Consider the following 17,796-nt stretch of genomic DNA (forward strand, 5'->3'; position numbering starts at 1 on the left):
AGGAAACCGCAATTGCTCGAAGCCGTCAGACAAGGCAACTACCAGCCCCAACCCATTTTGGGCGTGGAAATTCCCAAAGGCAACGGCAAAACCCGTCTTTTGGGAGTTCCTACCACTACCGACCGAGTGTTGCAGCAAGCCGTATCGCAGGTTATAGCACCATTATTTGAAACCGAGTTTAGTAGCAATAGTTTTGGATTTCGTCCCAACAAGAATGCCCGACAAGCCGTTGGACAATCACGGGATTACATTCATCAAGGGTTGAACCACATTGTGGACATTGACCTAAAGAACTTCTTTGACGAAGTAGACCATTGTTTATTGCTTAATTTAGTCTATCGAAAAGTGAAATGCAAAACCACGATGCGACTCATTCGAAAATGGTTACGTGCGCCAATACAAATCAAAGGAAAACTACAAAAGAGACGAAAGGGAGTTCCGCAAGGAAGTCCACTCAGTCCGTTATTGTCAAATATTTTGCTCCACGAATTGGACAAAGAAATGACAAGACGCAAATACAAATTTGTACGTTATGCCGATGATTTTAGTATTTATTGTACGAGCCACATTCGAGCAAAAGCGACAGCACAAGCGCTTGTTAAATTCTTGAAAATGAAGCTAAAGCTGACCATCAACGAGGAGAAAAGCGGGATAAAACGTCCCGTTCACTTCACTATTTTGGGATTCGGATTTGTGCCCACTTACAAGAAAGGAAGCAAGAACGATTATCAGTTAGTAGTGGCAGAAAAAGCGTGGAAGAAACTCAAAGAAAAGCTCAAAAACATTAGCCGCAAAACCGCTCCAGTCAAGCTAGAAGACCGTATTGCCAAGATAAACGAAATTCAACGAGGATGGTTAAACTATTTTCGGGGAACTAGTATTATGGGCAAATTACGGGATTTAGACGGCTGGTTGCGCAACCGACTACGATACTGCATTTGGCACGACTGGAAAAAACCCGAGCGGAAGAGAAAGAATCTCATTCGGCTTGGAGTTGACCAAGGTCACGCTTATGCTTTTAGTCGCACTCGAAAAGGTGGTTGGGCGATTGCTCAGAGTCCAATTTTAGGAACGACCATCACTTTAAAACGCTTAAAACAAAAAGGGTATCAATCATTGACTGATGTTTACATCTCACTTAATCCATCTCTTTGCGAACCGCCGAGTACGTGACCCGTACGCTCGGTGGTGTGAGAGGCGCACTCCGTTAGTTTCTAGCGGAGCCGTCTACTCGATTAGGGAATCGGCTAAATATCAAACAAATGGATAAATCAAATGAAGAATTAATTGCAAGTATTGTAGTAAATGAACCTAATTTCAATTACATAGCAAAAACAGGAAAAATAAACGGCTCTCTTTTGCAAGATATTAGACGAATATTAGATGAAAAAGAAAAACCATTAAGAGAACGTAAATGCTATATACAGCAAAAACTTGATGAAGCAACCGAATTGCTTTATGAACACGGAATAAAAGAGCGTCCTTATCGTTTAGACCATCGTGGGGCATAGCTGTTCCCTAACTTGTATATATCCGCTACAAAGTAGCGCTTATACACCCAATTTTGGATGGCTTTGCGCTACTTTGTTTCGTTTTATCTGTTTTCAAATATATTAAAATTTTTTCTTACAAACTATCAAAGCAACTTCATATTGTTGAATACCGTAAGTCGCGTGAAGGATGGCAGTGGAGCTCTTTATGGTTTTGTCCCGCAGGGCAAAATCATAAAAGCGGGAACGTACAGCCTGACGCACCGCAGCCAAACGAAGGTGCGGCACGCCCAAATCACTCTAATTATCCTAGAATTTTGGAGATAGAATCCGTTGGAATTCAATCGAGAACGTTCGGGCGGAAAAAACTTGGTTGGCTTGTAAAAATTTTATAATTTTGCAAACCGAAATTATAATGTAAAGTAAAGAAGAAGATGGATATCAAAAGAGTAGCAATAGACGCTGTAAACGAGACGATTGTAATGACTGTAGTTCACATGGATTACAAAGGTCAAGTAGCAAAAAGAATAAACGAAAAAATGCCTTTGGCAACGGTTAAAGGGTTTAGAAAAGGAGCGGTGCCTAAAGACCTTGTTGAAAAACAATATGGTAAAGCGATCAAACAAGAAGAAGTTCAAAAAGTAGTTGACTTGGCGCTAGAGCGTTTTGTGCAATCAGAAAGACTAAACTTGCTTGGAACGCCTCTTCCTAAAGTAAACGAAGCGTTTTCTTGGGATGCGGAAGAATTGGTTTTTGAATATGAAATTGGTTTGGTTCCTGACTTCACTTTAGACCTAGAAGCTAAAAACAACATCGTAAAATATGTGGTTACTGCTGATGCGAAATTAATTGATGGTCAGGTAGAAAGAATCCAAAAACAATTTGGAACGGCAATTCCACAAGAGGTGGTTGCTGCTGATTCAGATGTTACAGGAACGTTCACTAACGAAGAGAAAGGAATTAATAACGCTACCACTATTGCTGCTGATCTTTTTAAAGACAAAGCGACTTTTGACCTTTTCATAGGTAAAAAAGTAGGCGATGTAGTTACGGTAAACACAAAAGGTTTATTTGAAGATGCACATCAATTGATGGACGTGATGAAAGTAAGTCATGATGACGTTCACACATTAGAGGTTGATGTTGCTTTCACAATCGAAGCGATCAACACCGCTGATTTAGCTGAATTGAACCAAGAATTGTTTGACAAATTGTTTGGAGCTGGAACAGTTTCTTCATTAGAAGAATTGAAAGCAAAAATTAAAGAGGATGCTGAGACGCAATTTGCAACGCAAGCAGACCAAAAATTATTAGGGGATGTTACTGAGTTTTTAATCGAAAGCACCAAGTTTGATTTACCGGCTGAATTCCTTAAAAAATGGTTGCAAACTGTAGGAGAGAAAAAATTATCTCCTGAGGAAGCTGAGGTTGAATATGCACGTTCTGAAAAAGGATTGCGTTTTCAATTGATCGAAGGTAGAGCAATGGCTCAATCGGATATCAAAATCACTTTTGAAGATTTGAAAACATTCACAACAAAAAATATCCGTCAGCAAATGGCACAATTCGGACAAACAAATCCTACGGACGAAGAAGTTCAAGGAATTGTAGCTAGAGTTTTGTCTAACCAAGACGAGGTTAAAAGACTTTCTGACCAAGTGGTGGCAGAGAAATTATTGGAATTGTTCAAAGAAAAAGCAAACCCAACAACTAAAGAAGTGACTTACGACGAATTTATTGCTGCGTCTTACGGAGAATAAATAGAGTTTGTACTGTCATAAATTCGAAAGTCAAAAGCCCTAAGAGCGCTAGAGATTATTAAAATTTTATGATTTGATTACAGATTGTAAACAATAAAAAATAGTTATATTTGAGCGTCAGAAAAATATTTTTTTGACGCTCTTTTGTTTGAATTAATTTCAGGAGCTAATCCAGCTGTACGTTTCAAGTTTTTTCTTCCGTTTCCGTTTTTTAAATTCCTGCAAGAGCTTCCTTCAGTCGCTTTGCAAGAATAAAAAAACTAAAAAACGGAATTCAAAAAGCTTTTTACTCCCATCTGGGCTAAAAAATAAGACATATTGACATCATTTTGAAATAGGTATGACCTTTGCATTAAATCGAATCACAAGATATTACGTAAAACTTAGAACAATAAAATATGAACTACGGTAAAGAATTTAAAAAATTTGCTACAAAGGACCACGGCGTAAACTCGATGTATTACGATAAAATCGTAGGCGCAATGACTCCTAAAAACATGACTCCATATATCATCGAAGAACGTCAGTTGAATATTTCACAATTAGACGTTTTCTCTAGATTGATGATGGACCGCATTATATTCCTTGGAACAGGAATCGATGATCAAATTGCAAACATCGTTCAAGCACAGTTATTGTTCCTTGAAAGTGCAGATGCTTCTAAGGATATTCAAATTTATTTGAATTCTCCAGGAGGAAGTGTTTACGCAGGATTAGGAATTTATGACACCATGCAATACATCAAACCAGATGTAGCCACTATTTGTACTGGAATGGCAGCTTCTATGGGAGCAGTTCTTTTATGTGCAGGAGCAGCAGGAAAACGTTCGGCTTTGCCACATTCAAGAGTAATGATTCACCAACCGTCAGGCGGAGCGCAAGGAGTGGCAACTGATATGGAAATCAACTTACGCGAAATGTTGAAACTGAAAGATGAGTTATACAAAATTATCTCGCATCACTCTGGACAAACATTTGACAAAGTTCATACAGACAGCGAACGTGATTATTGGATGATTGCTGAAGAAGCAAAAGCATACGGAATGATTGATGAGGTTTTAATAAGAGGATAAAAATAGTTACAAGTTTAAGGTTTAAGGTTTAAGGTTTCTATAGGAACTTTAAACTTTAAACTTTTAAACTTTAAACAAAAAAAGAATGGCAAAAGTAGTATTAGAATGTTCGTTTTGTGGAAGAAAGAAGCCAGAAACTAGTTTATTGATTGCTGGTATCAATGCACATATTTGTGATAAATGTATCGAACAAGCACACGGAATTGTTTTAGAAGAATTAAAATCTGGCGGAAGTTCAAAAATTGTTGGTGATTTGATTTTGAAAAAACCAAAAGAAATCAGAGCGTTTTTGGATCAATATGTAATTGGGCAAGACCAAACTAAAAAAGTAATGTCGGTGGCAGTTTACAACCACTACAAACGTTTGATGCAACAGCAATTAGACGATGAAGTAGAGATTGAAAAAAGTAACATCATCATGGTGGGTCAAACCGGAACAGGAAAAACATTAGTGGCTAAAACCATTGCAAAAATGTTAGACGTTCCTTTGGCAATCGTTGATGCGACCGTTCTTACAGAAGCAGGTTATGTTGGGGAAGATGTTGAAAGTATTTTGACTCGACTGTTACAAGCTGCTGATTATGATGTTGCCAAAGCAGAACGCGGCATTGTATTCATTGACGAAATAGATAAAATTGCACGCAAGAGTGACAACCCGTCTATAACTCGCGATGTATCTGGCGAAGGCGTACAACAAGCATTATTGAAATTATTGGAAGGAACCGTTGTGAATGTACCACCAAAAGGAGGACGCAAGCACCCAGACCAAAAATTTGTTGAGGTCAATACACAAAACATCTTGTTTATTGCCGGTGGTGCATTTGATGGAATCGAAAGAATTATTTCGAAACGATTGAACCGTCAGGCCGTTGGATATTCGACTTCAAAAAATGTGGATAATATAGATAAAGACAATTTGTTGCAATACATTATCCCAAAAGACATCAAAGATTTTGGATTGATTCCAGAGATTATTGGTCGTTTGCCGGTTTTGACACACATGGATCCTTTAGACAGAGAAACGTTGCGTGCGATTTTGACACAGCCTAAAAATGCGTTGATCAAACAATACGAGAAATTGTTTTTGATGGATGAAGTAACTTTTACCATCACAGATGAAGCCTTGGATTTTATTGTGGATAAAGCGTTAGAATATAAATTAGGAGCACGTGGATTGCGTTCTTTATGCGAAGCCATCTTAACTGATGCGATGTATGAATTACCAAGTTCTGATGACAAAATTTTAGAAATAGATGTAGATTACGCTAAAGAGACGTTGAATAAAAATTTATTGAAACGTTTGGAGATTGCATCGTAAAAAATTTCAAGCTCAATAAAAAATTAAATAAAGCTCAAAAACATATGTTTTTGAGCTTTATTTTTTAAATTTGTGAGCTCAAAGTAAGATTTATGGCAAAGTATAAATTCGATTTAAAAAAAGAGATTCTAGATTATATTAACAAATATCCCAATAGCTCATCAAAAGATATTCATGAGGGGTTGGGTAATTTAGTAGCTTTTGCAACTATTAAAAGAACGATTGCAGCACTATTAAGCCAGAATTTTATTGTTACAATTGGAAGAGGGAAAGCGACCAAATATCATATAAGTAAAGGGTTGGATGTTTTATTTCCAATAGATATAGAAACTTATTTTGCAAAAGAAATTGATGAAAGGCAAATAAAAGAGGTATTTAATTTTAATTTAATAAAAGAAACATTGAATACCGTTTCAATATTTACCAATGATGAAATCATAAAATTATCACATCTTCAAAATAATTTTAGCGAGAACATTTCAAAACTGACTGCAGTTGAATATAATCAAGAATTTGAAAGGTTAGCCATTGATTTAAGTTGGAAATCTTCCCAAATAGAAGGAAACACGTATTCATTATTAGAAACAGAAAGATTATTAAAAGAGAAAGAAACAGCAGCAGGCAAAACTAAAGATGAGGCTGTTATGTTATTGAATCATAAAGCGGCATTAGATTTTATTTTGGATAATTCTGATTATGTAAATCCTTTAACCGTTTCGCGAATAGAAGATATTCACAGTTTGCTTATAGAAGGTTTAGGGATTGATAGAAATATCAGAAATAGAAGAGTGGGTATTTCAGGAACAAATTATAAGCCTTTGGATAATGAATTTCAAATAAAAGAAGTATTACGCGACATGTGTGAGCTAATCAATACTAAAGATAATATTTTTGAAAAGGCATTATTAGCCTTAGTTTTGTTGTCTTATATTCAGCCCTTTTCGGATGGGAATAAGCGTACAGCAAGAATAATTAGCAATGCTATTTTGATGCATAATAAATACTGTCCGTTGTCTTTTAGAACTGTAGATTCTATTGCTTATAAAAAGGCAATGCTTGTTTTTTATGAGCAAAACAATATTAGTGCTTTCAAGAAAATTTTTATGGAACAATTTGAATTTGCAGTAAAAACTTATTTTTAATTATAAACTCTCAGCTTGAATAAAAATTTATTGAAACGTTTGGAGATTGCATCGTAAAAAATGCATTTTTCTTAAAAATACAAACCTGTTCATTCATTTGGACAGGTTTTTTTATGGGGAAATTACACTATTTGTTATTGTTTGAAAAAAGGGACATTATTTTTTTTTATCAACGTCAGATTGTCGATTTTTGTCTATTCTAAATCACATAAACATAGCATGCAAACAGACGAAATAGAAGTAATTTTAATAAAAGTTTCAGGTCAGGACAAACCAGGAGTTACTGCTGGTTTAACATCCATTTTGGCGACTTACGATGCCATTATTCTGGATATTGGTCAAGCAGATATCCATGATACGCTTTCTTTAGGTATTTTATTTGAAATAAAAGCGGGTTCCTCTTCAGGGCCTGTTCTAAAAGATTTATTGTTTAAGGCATACGAATTGGGCGTGAAAGTGAAGTTCATACCAATTTCTATTCCCGATTACGAAATATGGGTAAAGGGGCAACGCAAACAGCGCTATACCATCAATGTTCTAGGCGAAACCCTGACAGCAGTTCAATTGGCAGCTGTCACTAAAATATTGTCGAACCAAAATTTGAATATTGACGCAATCAAAAGATTAACCGGCAGGGTTTCAATTTTGGAAAAAGAGGAGTTTCCGCGTTCTTGCATACAATTATCAGTTACGGGAACGATTGTAGATAAAACGTTTATGACCGCTAGTTTTATGGAAATTTCCAGAACGTTGGATGTTGATATTTCGTTTCAGGAAGACAATATGTATCGCAGAAATCGACGTTTGGTGTGTTTTGATATGGATTCGACTTTGATTCAAACCGAAGTAATTGATGAATTAGCCGAGTTAGCGGGTGTGGGGGAGCAAGTTCGCGCCATTACAGAAGCAGCCATGAACGGTGAAATCGATTTTAGCGAAAGCTTCAAACAACGCATGGCTTTGCTCGAAGGTTTGAGTGAAGAGGTATTGCAAAAGGTTGCCGAAAATTTACCCATAACTAAAGGAGCGCATCGCTTGATGAAAGCCTTGAAATATTATGGCTATAAAACTGCGATTTTATCCGGAGGTTTTACCTTTTTTGGGAAATACTTGCAAAAGGAATTAGGGATTGATTACGTTCACGCCAATGAGTTAGAAATCATTGATGGTAAATTAACGGGTAATTATTTAGGCGAAATTGTCGATGGTAAAAAGAAAGCGGAATACCTTCAAGCCATTGCCGATAAAGAAGGCATTCATATCAATCAGACCATTGCGGTGGGAGATGGCGCCAATGATTTACCGATGTTAAACTTAGCAGGTTTAGGAATTGCTTTTCATGCCAAACCTACCGTAAAAGAAAAAGCAGAAAGTTCTATTTCTAGTTTAGGATTGGATGGTGTTTTGTATTTGTTGGGCTATCATGACAGGCATATCGATATGATGGAAGAGGAGTAAAATACTATAATAATGATACGAATTATTGTCGGTAATATGCCGTTAGGCATTAAATACAGGTAAAAAACATGAAATTGAATGAATTTAGCGTGCCATAGGTACGCAATAATTAATGTTTTGTACCTACGGCACAAATAAAATTTTTAAACCTTGTCTACCAATATATAGTACCTAATGGCACAAAAAAAGATTTCCAACCCTTGTATTAAAATAAATAAGGTAGTCCGAAAAGTGATTTTGGATAGCTTTTTTATTTAATGTAGGTACAGATTTTACTGATCGTTGCTTGTTGAAAGATCTTGAAATTCCGTAGTTTCAATTTTATTCACTTTTTCAGAATAGTATTTTATCTTAAGTTTAAGTGTTTTTCTAACTAACAAATACAAATCAATCAGAATAACTGAAATGATTAAAATAAAAAATGCTGGAATTAGAGTAATTACGTATTCTATCATAATGTTTATTTTTTTGTTTGATGTGTTAAAATTATAACTATATCAAACTTATTATTCAAAATTTTTTTATTCTTTTTTTATTGCGATATAAAATTCTTTACCGTTGTAATTGTATTTTTGAACACGAAGATTTGTTTTTTGATTCTTAACAGAATCTAAATTTGTTAGAATTGCTTCAAAATTAAAATATTTAGCATTTATTGGTATTTCAATTTTTTGTCTTTGATATATGCCATATAAACTAGAACCAAAATAAATTTTGTTAGTATTAGTAAGCTTTGATAGTAAATCAAAATCATTCTGCATGAATGCTTGTTTCCCTAATGCTAAATTATAAATTTCAATTGTTTCGTAATTACCAGCTGTTTGTCGTGATTTGCAATTTACACATAACAGATAAAAAATAACTAAAGTCATAATTTTATAATTCATAATTTAAATTTTATATTTTTAAAATCGAATTAAAGATCTTACTCGAAATGTGTCTAAGATTAGAAATCATTATTTTAATTTTTTATGCTTTGTCATGATTTTTTACAAAATCTTTTTTATACCCTTTCAAACTGCATGTTTTTCAACTGCTCCAGATAATCCCTTTGGTTTGATAATCTTGGAATCTTATTTTGTCCACCTAATTTATCACGATCTTTTAGCCAATCATAAAATAAATTTTTTCGAGCTACATTTATTACTAACGGATTTAATGTCATGTTGTGGTAGCGTTTCGCTTCATAATCAGAATTGAGCGATTGAATGGCTTCGTCTAATGCTTTTTGAAATTGATTGATGTCAGCAGGATTGTTTTTAAATTCGATCATCCATTCGTGGGCGCCTTTTTCTTTGCCTTCCATAAATACGGGAGCAACGGTGTAATCAACTACTTGAGTATTTGTTAATTTACTAGCTTTAGCTATAGCCTGATCTGTATTTTCGACCATCAATTCTTCGCCAAAAACATTAATGTGGTGCTTGGTTCTTCCTGTAACCCGAATTCGGTATGGATTTAAAGAAGTAAAACGAACAGTATCGCCTATCAAATAACGCCATAAACCGGAATTGGTGGTAATGACCAAAGCATAATTTTTAAAAAGTACTACGTCAGCCAATCGAATTACTTTTTGATCCGGTGTTCCAAAAGTATCCATTGGAATAAATTCATAGAAAATGCCGTAATCCAACATTAGTAGTAAATCGCTGGAATTATTAAGATCCTGAATGGCAAAAAAACCTTCGGAGGCATTGTATATTTCGTAATATTTAAAATCTTTATTGGGTACTATTTTTTGGTATTGTTCTCGGTACGGTTCAAAATTTACGCCACCGTGAAAGTAAACTTCTAAATTTGGCCAAAGTTCCAATAAATTTCTGTTTCCAGTTTCTTCTAGCATTCTATTCATTAAAACCAACATCCACGAAGGAACTCCGGCAAAACTGGTTACATTTTCGTTTTTGGTTTCGTTGATGATGGCCGCAATTTTAGTTTCCCATTCACTCATCAGGGAAATTTTGCTGCTAGGCGTACTGCTAAATTCAGCCCATATAGGCATATTTTCGATTAAGATGGCTGATAAATCTCCAAAGAACGTATTGTTGTTTTCATAGATTTGGGAGCTTCCTCCCAAACGCAAGCTTTTGCCAAGAAACAGTTCTGAATCTTCATTGTTATTTAAATACAAACATAACAAATCCTTACTGCCTTTATAATGGCAATCTTCCAAGGCTTCGTTACTTACTGGAATAAATTTACTTTTGGCATTGGTCGTTCCGCTTGATTTGGCAAACCATTTTATAGGTGTTTCCCAAAAAACGTTTTGTTCTCCTGTACGGGTTCTTTCGATCACTGGCTGTAATTCTTCGTAAGTAGCAATAGGAATTCTTTCAGCGAAAGTCGCATAAGAATGTATCGAAGCATAATCATATTCTTTACCTAAAGCAGTATTTTTAGCAGACTGAATTAAATACATAAGCAATTCCTCTTGAACTTCATTTGGATATTTCAAGAAAAGTTCGATCTGATGGATTCTTTGTTTTAGAACCCAAGAGGCAAAAGAATTGATTATGGTTAGCGGCATAAAAAAGTATTGATTTTAGATTGTTGATTGCTGATTTTAGATTTGAATATCGATAGACAAATACTAACTTTACAATTTTACCAAAAATAACAAAATTTGTTTAACTTGGAACTTTAAACTAGAAACTTTACAAATAATGACTTACGAAGGTGTACTTACCAAAATGCAAACTGAATTTGGAAACCCAATTCAATATTATCTGGTTTTTGAAAATAGCTTCTTGAACGTAAATCAACTGCTGAATAGAAACATCGAAATTAATTTTGTTGGGTATCAATGTTTGAATTGTGGAAAGAAGAAAAAAATATTTCGTCAGGGATTTTGTTATGATTGTTTTTATTCCAGCCCGGCTGTGGGAGATTGGATTATGAAACCGGAATTAAGTACGGCGCATCTAGGGATTCAAGATCGAGATTTAGTTTATGAAGAAAAAGTGCAACTGCAACCGCATATTGTGTATCTGGCTTTGTCCAGCGAAGTCAAAGTAGGGGTGACTCGAAAAACTCAAATGCCAACCCGCTGGATTGATCAAGGCGCAACTCAAGCCATTTCGATTGTGGAAGTTCCAAACCGATACTTAGCCGGAATTACCGAGGTAGCGTTGAAAAACCATTATGCCGATAAAACCAATTGGAGAAAAATGCTAACAAACAATGTGGAGCAAATTGACTTAGTTGCGGAACGATTGAAAGTCGAAAATTTAATCCCAACCGAAGTTCAGGAATACTTTTATTCGCAGAAGAATGACTTGTACGAAATGCATTATCCCGTTCTAGAATATCCTACTAAAGTGGCAAGTTTAAGTTTAGATAAATCGCCTCACTTTCAAGGAAAATTGACCGGAATAAAAGGACAATATTTGCTTTTTGAAGATGGAACGGTTTTCAATATTCGTGGTTCCGAAGGCTATGTTGTTACCATTACAGTTTAGGGAGTTGCACTTGGGCGTATCCTTTTTTTTAAAATAGAAAAAATTTTAAAAAAAAGGTCAGGCTGTTCGCTGTATCTTTTATTTCGCTCTGCTACATAAAAGGATGCCGCTGCCATCCTTTACGCAAAAAATCCAGTCACAATAGCATATTTATACATTACAACACTCTTGTACAAATGTATTCACAATAAAAAAGAGGAATGTCACATAGTGAAATTCCTCTTTCTTGCTTCATAAAGTGTTTTTAATTGGCTTTTGTAGTGTCTACTTTTTTCTTTCTATTAAATAATCCATTTAATAATTCAGAGGCTTTTGCTTTTACTTCTTCCTTAGTCGCTGGCACAGCAGGAGTAGCTGTTTTTATAGTGTCTCCAGGTTTCTTGTTTTTATTGATATAGTCTGTCAAAGCTGACGTTCCTTGTTTTACCAATCTGTCTTTTTGTTGGTTTACCAATTGAGTCGTCAATTTAGTTACTGCGCTATTAATATCCGTGGTGATTTTTGGATTTGTAAAATTACCTCCTAATACAGCATTTATCGGGAAGCTTTCTAATTTAGCCGCGTCAGCAGCAGATAATTTTGCAATCAGCGCATTGGCTTCTGAACCCAAATATTTAGCTGGAACATCAAATTTTAAATTGTAATTCATACTTTGGTCAAAACCATGAGTACCTCCAACTGTTGCTTTAATATCTTTATACTTGATGTCAAATGGTTTAACATTTACTTTTCCATCTTTAAACGTAATTGCCGCTTTGATATCGTTTAAATTGATTTTACTCACATCAATGAATTTCAAGTTAGAGCCTAAAGCCGTCAATAAAGTCGAATTTTTTGAATTTACCGTCGTTGAAAGTAATTGTCCTAATAAATCTCCAGTAAGCGTTTTTAAGTCAGGAGTAAACTTCGTTGCATTTAGATTTCCGTTTAATTTGATGTTTGAGTTCAATCTACCGTTGATAATTCCTGCGATTGGTGCAATTTTCTTCAACATATCCAGCTGTGTGAAAGATTGTGCGATATCGACTTGACTTAATTTTAAATCCATATTGAAAACGGGTGTTTTTCCTTTTGTTGAAACAGCTCCATTCACGCCAATTGTTCCACCGAAAATAGATGTTTTCACATTTTCTAAAGTTACTTTTTCGTCTTTCACGATTAGTTTTCCTGATACGTCTTTCAAGGTTAAATTATCATATAAAACCGTAGTCGCTTTTGCGGTAAGCGTACAATTTAAAAACGCAGGAATCTTCATGGCATCAGGTTTTTTAGCTGTTGCTGTTCCCGTTTTCGCAGTTTCCCCGGTTGTCATGAAATCGTCAACGGCTAATTGTTTCGAATTCATATTGAAATTTCCTTTCAACTCTTGGTTTCTAAAAATAAATCCGTAGAAATTCTCCAAAATTCCGGTTACACTAATGTCGCTTTTTCCGGTAGTTGCGTTCAGTTCTTTTAAATTGACTTGGCTAGGATTAAATTGAACTACAGCAGTGCTAATGTTCATTGTTTTGCCATTTTCATCTGCATACTTGAAACCGGATAAACTCATAGTTCCCGCATTATTGATGTTTTCATACTGACTTTTTTCTACAGATTGCATGTCGAATTTTGTAGTCACATCGGCTTTTAAAATTCCGGATAAGGGCTTGTCGAGCTTTATAGGATACGCTTTCGAAAGATTGGCTAAATTGATAGTTCCTTTCAAAACAGCATCGACAATTGCATTTTGAGTAATGTTTCTAATATTGGCTTTGGCATTAAAAACATCTTGGTCAATTTTGAAAGAGAGTTTGTCTAAGTTGACATAGGTGTCATTTAGAATACCCGTTTCGTTGATGATTTTAGTGTCAATAACGATATTTTGAACTGTTTTTGGTAAGTTAGGGTATTTGAAGGAGGCGTTATTGGAAGCAATTTCAATATTAAATTTTGGTACAGTGGTATCAGAATACAAGCCTTTTGCAAAACCGATTACGGTAAAATCTCCGGTTGTTTTCACGTTGTCCAAACTCGCGGCATACGCTGCAGGAATAATTCCCAAGAAGTTTTTGAAAGAAGAAGTTGGCGTTTTAAATTTCAAATCGTATTGCTGACCCGCTTCCACCATTTGAATAAAACCATCAAATTCAAGCGGCAATTGATTGATTAACGCTTTATTTTCTTTGAAGGTATATTTACTTTTTTCTAAATCAATTCCTAAAACGGCATCCAGAGTTAAGGCAACATTATTCATGTAATTGACTTTGTCCATGTCCAAAGTGATTTTTGCAGTGGACTTGGTAACCAAATCTAATTTTTGGGCTGCAAAATCTCCAACACCTTCATGATTGATACTGTCAATCACCATTTTGATTTTTGATTTTTCATCAAAATAACGAAACTTGAAATTTTCAACAGCATAATTCTTAATCGTTAGTGATAATGGATCACTTGTGCCAGCCTTGGTAGTTTCTGGATTTTTTAAGGCGATATCATAATTCCCGATTCCGTCTTTGTTGAAAATGATATTTATCAATCCATTTTTTGAAGTGATTCCGTCAATTTTTATGGCTTCCTCTTTGCCTTTGAATAATTCTTTGATAGACATTTTTAAATCTAATTCGCCCAAAGAAACTAAAGTATCGCCTTCAAAAGGCGCTTTGTTTATGATCACTAATTGTTCGAGTGAAACATTCGCATTTGGAAAACTTTTGATCAAACTTAAATCCACATCCGAAAAAGTAACTCGTGCATCCACTTTTTCATTGATTGCTTCAGTAATTTTAGCTTTTATTTGATCCTTAAAAAAGTAAGGAATTGTAAATAATGCAACTAGGAACAGGATGATAAGAGCTCCAATAATTTTTAAAATTGTCTTTAGCATAATTTGATTTTCTTTAATTTTATTTATTCAGCAAAAATGATACCCAAATCCCCACAAAAATAGTGGAATATAATTTAGGAGTGTATATTGAAATCACTAATAGTTTTGTGCAGCGGTCTGGTTTACATTTTAGATTTAAAAAAAAATCCGTTCAAATGATTATTTAAACGGATTTTGAACGGATATTTTAAAAATTAATTAATCTTGATTTCAAACGGCATGATGGCTTGAATTCCTTTTCGTGCTTGCAGCTTTTTTATTTCCTGCATCATACGATAGTTTTCTTCTCCTATTTCTTCTTTTATGAAATCAGCTTTCGATTTTGCAAAAGGAATATTAGCTAAAAGATCATTAAAGTTTTTCTCGTATTCTGGATAATTTTGAGTGCTGTAGCTTTTCACTTTTGCCAAAGAAGCCGCTTTTGCAATTGCATCATCTAAGCCTCCAATTTTATCTACTAGTCCAATTTTCAATGCCTCTGAACCCGTCCAAACTCTACCTTGAGCGATCGCGTCCACTTGTGCAAAAGTCATTTTCCGACCTTGTGCTACGTGGGTGACAAAAGTTTTGTAGATGTGTTCTACACCTTCTAATGTAACCGCTTTGAATTTTTCGTCGATTGGTACAAAAGGACTGTAATTAGCCGAATTTTCATGGGTTTTTACTTGTTCTGTGTAGATACCTATTTTAGTAGCCAATGGAGTGAAATTAGGGAGTATGCCAAAAACACCTATGGAGCCAGTAATGGTATTGGCTTCGGCAAAAATAGTATTCGCATTACAAGCAATATAATACCCACCTGATGCTGCATAATTCCCCATAGAAACGACTATTGGTTTTACTTTTTTGGTCAATTCAATTTCTCTCCAAATCAAATCAGAGGTCAAAGCGCTTCCGCCTGGGCTGTCAATGCGGAGTACAATTGCTTTTACATTTTTATTTTTTCGAGCTTCTTGTAACGAACGACGCATAGAACCTTCTCCAATCACATTTACATCGCCTTCACCGCTCAAAATTTCTCCTTGGGCATAAATAATGGCAATTTGATCTGAACTGTCGAAAGTTTGTGAGGTTGTGGCGATTTTTTGAGCATAATCTACAACGGATACGGTGTTGTAGTCCTCGTCATTGGCTACTTTAAGCGCTTTTCGGATGGCATTATGGTATACATCTTCATAGGCAATAATATCAACTAATTTTTGTGCTTTTGCCATTTCTGGAGTTCTGGCAAGAAGTCCGTTAGCAATTTCATTTAATTTTGCTACTGATATGTTTCTGCTTTTTGCGATGTCAGTGGTGATGGAACTCCAAACAGAATTTAATAATGCTGTTGTTTGTTCCCTGTTGGCATCACTCATTTTATTTTCTAAAAACGGTTCCACGGCACTTTTATACTTTCCATGGCGAATAACTTCCATTTTCAATCCTGATTTTTCCTGAAAATCTTTAAAGAACATAATTTCAGAAGATAACCCCTTGAAATCCATTTCTCCAACCGGATTAATATAAATTGGGCTGGCAACGGAGTTCAAATAATATTCTTTTTGAGAATACGAATTGGCATACGCCATTACAAATTTTCCTGATTTTTTAAAACTTTCTAACGCATCTCTCAAAGCTTTGCTTTGCGCCATGCCTAATAACGAAGCATTGTTTAGAATAGAAATACCTTTAATATCATTGTCTGTTTTTGCTTCTTCAATGGCATTGATGATATCTGTAACGCCTACTTTTTTGTTTTCTGAAAAAATAGTTACCCAAGGATCTTTGTACTTTCCGGCATAATCATTTTGTATGTTTTCCAAATTCAATTCGATAACCGAATTGTTTTTTACAGTAACACCTTCGGATTCACCACCAAAAATAGCCCCAATGAGGATGATTCCAAAAAAGGACAGCATGAAAAAAACAAAAATTCCTATAATAGTCGCTAATACATTACCTAAAAATTTCATAATTATATTTTTTTAATTGGTCGTAAAAAAGCAGAAAATGTTACAAGCAGTCGTTTAGACCTTTCCACTTTATTTATCAATACCTGATGCAAATATATTGCTTATTCTAAAATTCTTTTAGTTAATTTGCACCTAATTATGAAATCACAGCATCAGGTTATTTTATCGATAGGGAGTAATGAAGGCAATCGTTTGGAAAATATCGAGCGCTGTTTAGAATGGATACATCAGGAAGTTGGTACGGTTATAAAAGTTTCCAGATTGTATGAAACGCCCGCTTGGGGATTTGAAAGTGATGCTTTTTATAATTGTGCAGTGGTTTTGCATACTTTCAGTTCCGCAGCTAAAATTCTGACGCAGGTCTTAAAAATCGAAAAACGGTTGGGGCGTTTGCGAAACAAGACAAAAGTATACCAATCTCGCACGATTGATATTGATTTGATTGCATTCGATTTAGAAATTATTACAACTGAAAAACTCCAAATTCCACATCCGTTAATGCAGAATAGGAATTTTGTATTGCTTCCCGTTCAGGATTTAGCATTGGATTGGAAACACCCCGTTCTTCAAAAAAACATATCGGAATTAATCCTTTTATCTCCAGATGATAGTGTTTGTACAATTGTTCAAGAATTAAGAAGTCCATTACAAAATATCTCTTTGGAGCAATTTAACTATGTTGCTTTTGAAGGAAATATTGGAGCAGGAAAAACCACTTTGGCTACAAAAATTTCGGAGGATTTTAATGCGAAAACCGTGTTAGAACGTTTCGCAGATAATCCATTTTTACCCAAATTTTATAAAGACCAAAACCGGTATGCATTTCCACTTGAAATGTCATTTCTTGCAGATAGATACCAGCAATTATCCGATGATTTGGCTCAATTTGATTTGTTTAAAGACTTTCTGGTTGCCGATTATCATATTTTTAAATCGCTGATTTTTGCCAAAATAACTTTGGCCGAAGATGAGTATCGTTTGTATCGCAATCTTTTTGATATCATTTACAGAGAAATGCCAAAACCGGATTTGTATATTTATTTGTATCAAAATTCAGAACGGCTTTTGCAAAATATAAAAAAGCGTGGCAGAAGCTACGAACAAAAAATTCCAGCCGAATATTTAGATAAAATCAATAGTGGTTATCTGGATTACATCAAATCACAAACGGATTTGAATGTTTTGATAATAGACGTATCGGACCGGGATTTTGTAAAAAATCAAGAAGATTATCTGTATATTTTAGAGCAGATACGAAAGAAAATTAGTAAATAAAATA

The 17,796-nt window shown here is 34.9% G+C and carries 14 protein-coding genes; 9 read left to right on the plus strand and 5 right to left on the minus strand.

The annotated features are described in order from the left end of the window. From ltrA to serB, 7 genes are all read left to right on the plus strand, one after another. On the plus strand, nt 1-1,173 hold a 1,173-nt coding region (ltrA, locus tag BUC11_RS03095), incomplete at its 5' end, for a group II intron reverse transcriptase/maturase (protein ID WP_073351812.1). 89 nt (nt 1,174-1,262) lie between these two features. Beyond that, nucleotides 1,263-1,511 (plus strand): hypothetical protein, encoded by a 249-nt coding sequence (locus BUC11_RS03100; RefSeq protein WP_073351813.1) that lies wholly within the window; start codon nt 1,263-1,265, stop codon nt 1,509-1,511. Between the two features lie 413 nt (nt 1,512-1,924). Beyond that, nucleotides 1,925-3,250 (plus strand): trigger factor, encoded by a 1,326-nt coding sequence (locus BUC11_RS03110; protein WP_073351817.1) that lies wholly within the window; start codon nt 1,925-1,927, stop codon nt 3,248-3,250. A gap of 398 nt (nt 3,251-3,648) precedes the next feature. Continuing rightward, nucleotides 3,649-4,323 (plus strand): ATP-dependent Clp endopeptidase proteolytic subunit ClpP, encoded by a 675-nt coding sequence (clpP, locus tag BUC11_RS03115; protein WP_073351820.1) that lies wholly within the window; start codon nt 3,649-3,651, stop codon nt 4,321-4,323. Nucleotides 4,324-4,408: 85 nt separating this feature from the next. After that, on the plus strand, nt 4,409-5,641 hold the full coding sequence (clpX, locus tag BUC11_RS03120; RefSeq protein WP_073351822.1) for an ATP-dependent Clp protease ATP-binding subunit ClpX: 1,233 nt from the start codon (nt 4,409-4,411) through the stop codon (nt 5,639-5,641). A gap of 92 nt (nt 5,642-5,733) precedes the next feature. Next, on the plus strand, nt 5,734-6,783 hold the full coding sequence (locus tag BUC11_RS03125; RefSeq protein ID WP_073351824.1) for a Fic family protein: 1,050 nt from the start codon (nt 5,734-5,736) through the stop codon (nt 6,781-6,783). Between the two features lie 219 nt (nt 6,784-7,002). After that, a complete protein-coding gene (serB, locus tag BUC11_RS03130) occupies nt 7,003-8,241 on the plus strand; it encodes a phosphoserine phosphatase SerB (RefSeq protein WP_073351826.1) in 1,239 nt (412 codons plus the stop codon). Nucleotides 8,242-8,513: 272 nt separating this feature from the next. Here serB and BUC11_RS03135 read toward each other — a convergent pair whose 3' ends face one another. The 3 genes from BUC11_RS03135 to BUC11_RS03145 all read right to left on the minus strand — a co-directional run bounded on the left by BUC11_RS03135 (nt 8,514) and on the right by BUC11_RS03145 (nt 10,768). Next, nucleotides 8,514-8,696, minus strand: a complete 183-nt coding sequence (locus BUC11_RS03135) for a hypothetical protein (RefSeq protein WP_073351830.1) — start codon at nt 8,694-8,696, stop codon at nt 8,514-8,516. 66 nt (nt 8,697-8,762) lie between these two features. Continuing rightward, complete coding sequence (locus BUC11_RS03140) at nt 8,763-9,128, minus strand: hypothetical protein (protein ID WP_073351831.1); 366 nt, start codon at nt 9,126-9,128, stop codon at nt 8,763-8,765. A 116-nt stretch (nt 9,129-9,244) separates the two neighbouring features. Beyond that, entirely contained in the window at nt 9,245-10,768 is a 1,524-nt protein-coding gene (locus BUC11_RS03145; protein ID WP_073351833.1) for a GH3 auxin-responsive promoter family protein, read from the minus strand. Between the two features lie 136 nt (nt 10,769-10,904). Between BUC11_RS03145 and BUC11_RS03150 the strand changes: the two genes are divergently transcribed. Further along, nucleotides 10,905-11,699, plus strand: a complete 795-nt coding sequence (locus BUC11_RS03150) for a DUF2797 domain-containing protein (RefSeq protein ID WP_073351835.1) — start codon at nt 10,905-10,907, stop codon at nt 11,697-11,699. 244 nt (nt 11,700-11,943) lie between these two features. Here BUC11_RS03150 and BUC11_RS03155 read toward each other — a convergent pair whose 3' ends face one another. Both BUC11_RS03155 and sppA read right to left on the minus strand, forming a co-directional pair. Continuing rightward, entirely contained in the window at nt 11,944-14,562 is a 2,619-nt protein-coding gene (locus tag BUC11_RS03155) for an AsmA-like C-terminal region-containing protein (protein ID WP_073351837.1), read from the minus strand. Between the two features lie 194 nt (nt 14,563-14,756). Continuing rightward, complete coding sequence (gene sppA, locus BUC11_RS03160) at nt 14,757-16,517, minus strand: signal peptide peptidase SppA (protein ID WP_073351839.1); 1,761 nt, start codon at nt 16,515-16,517, stop codon at nt 14,757-14,759. A gap of 138 nt (nt 16,518-16,655) precedes the next feature. On the opposite strand from sppA, the gene folK reads away from it, so the two are divergent. Beyond that, on the plus strand, nt 16,656-17,792 hold the full coding sequence (folK, locus tag BUC11_RS03165) for a 2-amino-4-hydroxy-6-hydroxymethyldihydropteridine diphosphokinase (protein ID WP_073351842.1): 1,137 nt from the start codon (nt 16,656-16,658) through the stop codon (nt 17,790-17,792). The last annotated feature ends 4 nt before the right edge of the window (nt 17,793-17,796 follow it).

Origin of the sequence: Flavobacterium xanthum (assembly GCF_900142695.1) — a bacterium.
In the GTDB taxonomy this organism is placed as follows: Bacteria; Bacteroidota; Bacteroidia; order Flavobacteriales; family Flavobacteriaceae; genus Flavobacterium; species Flavobacterium xanthum.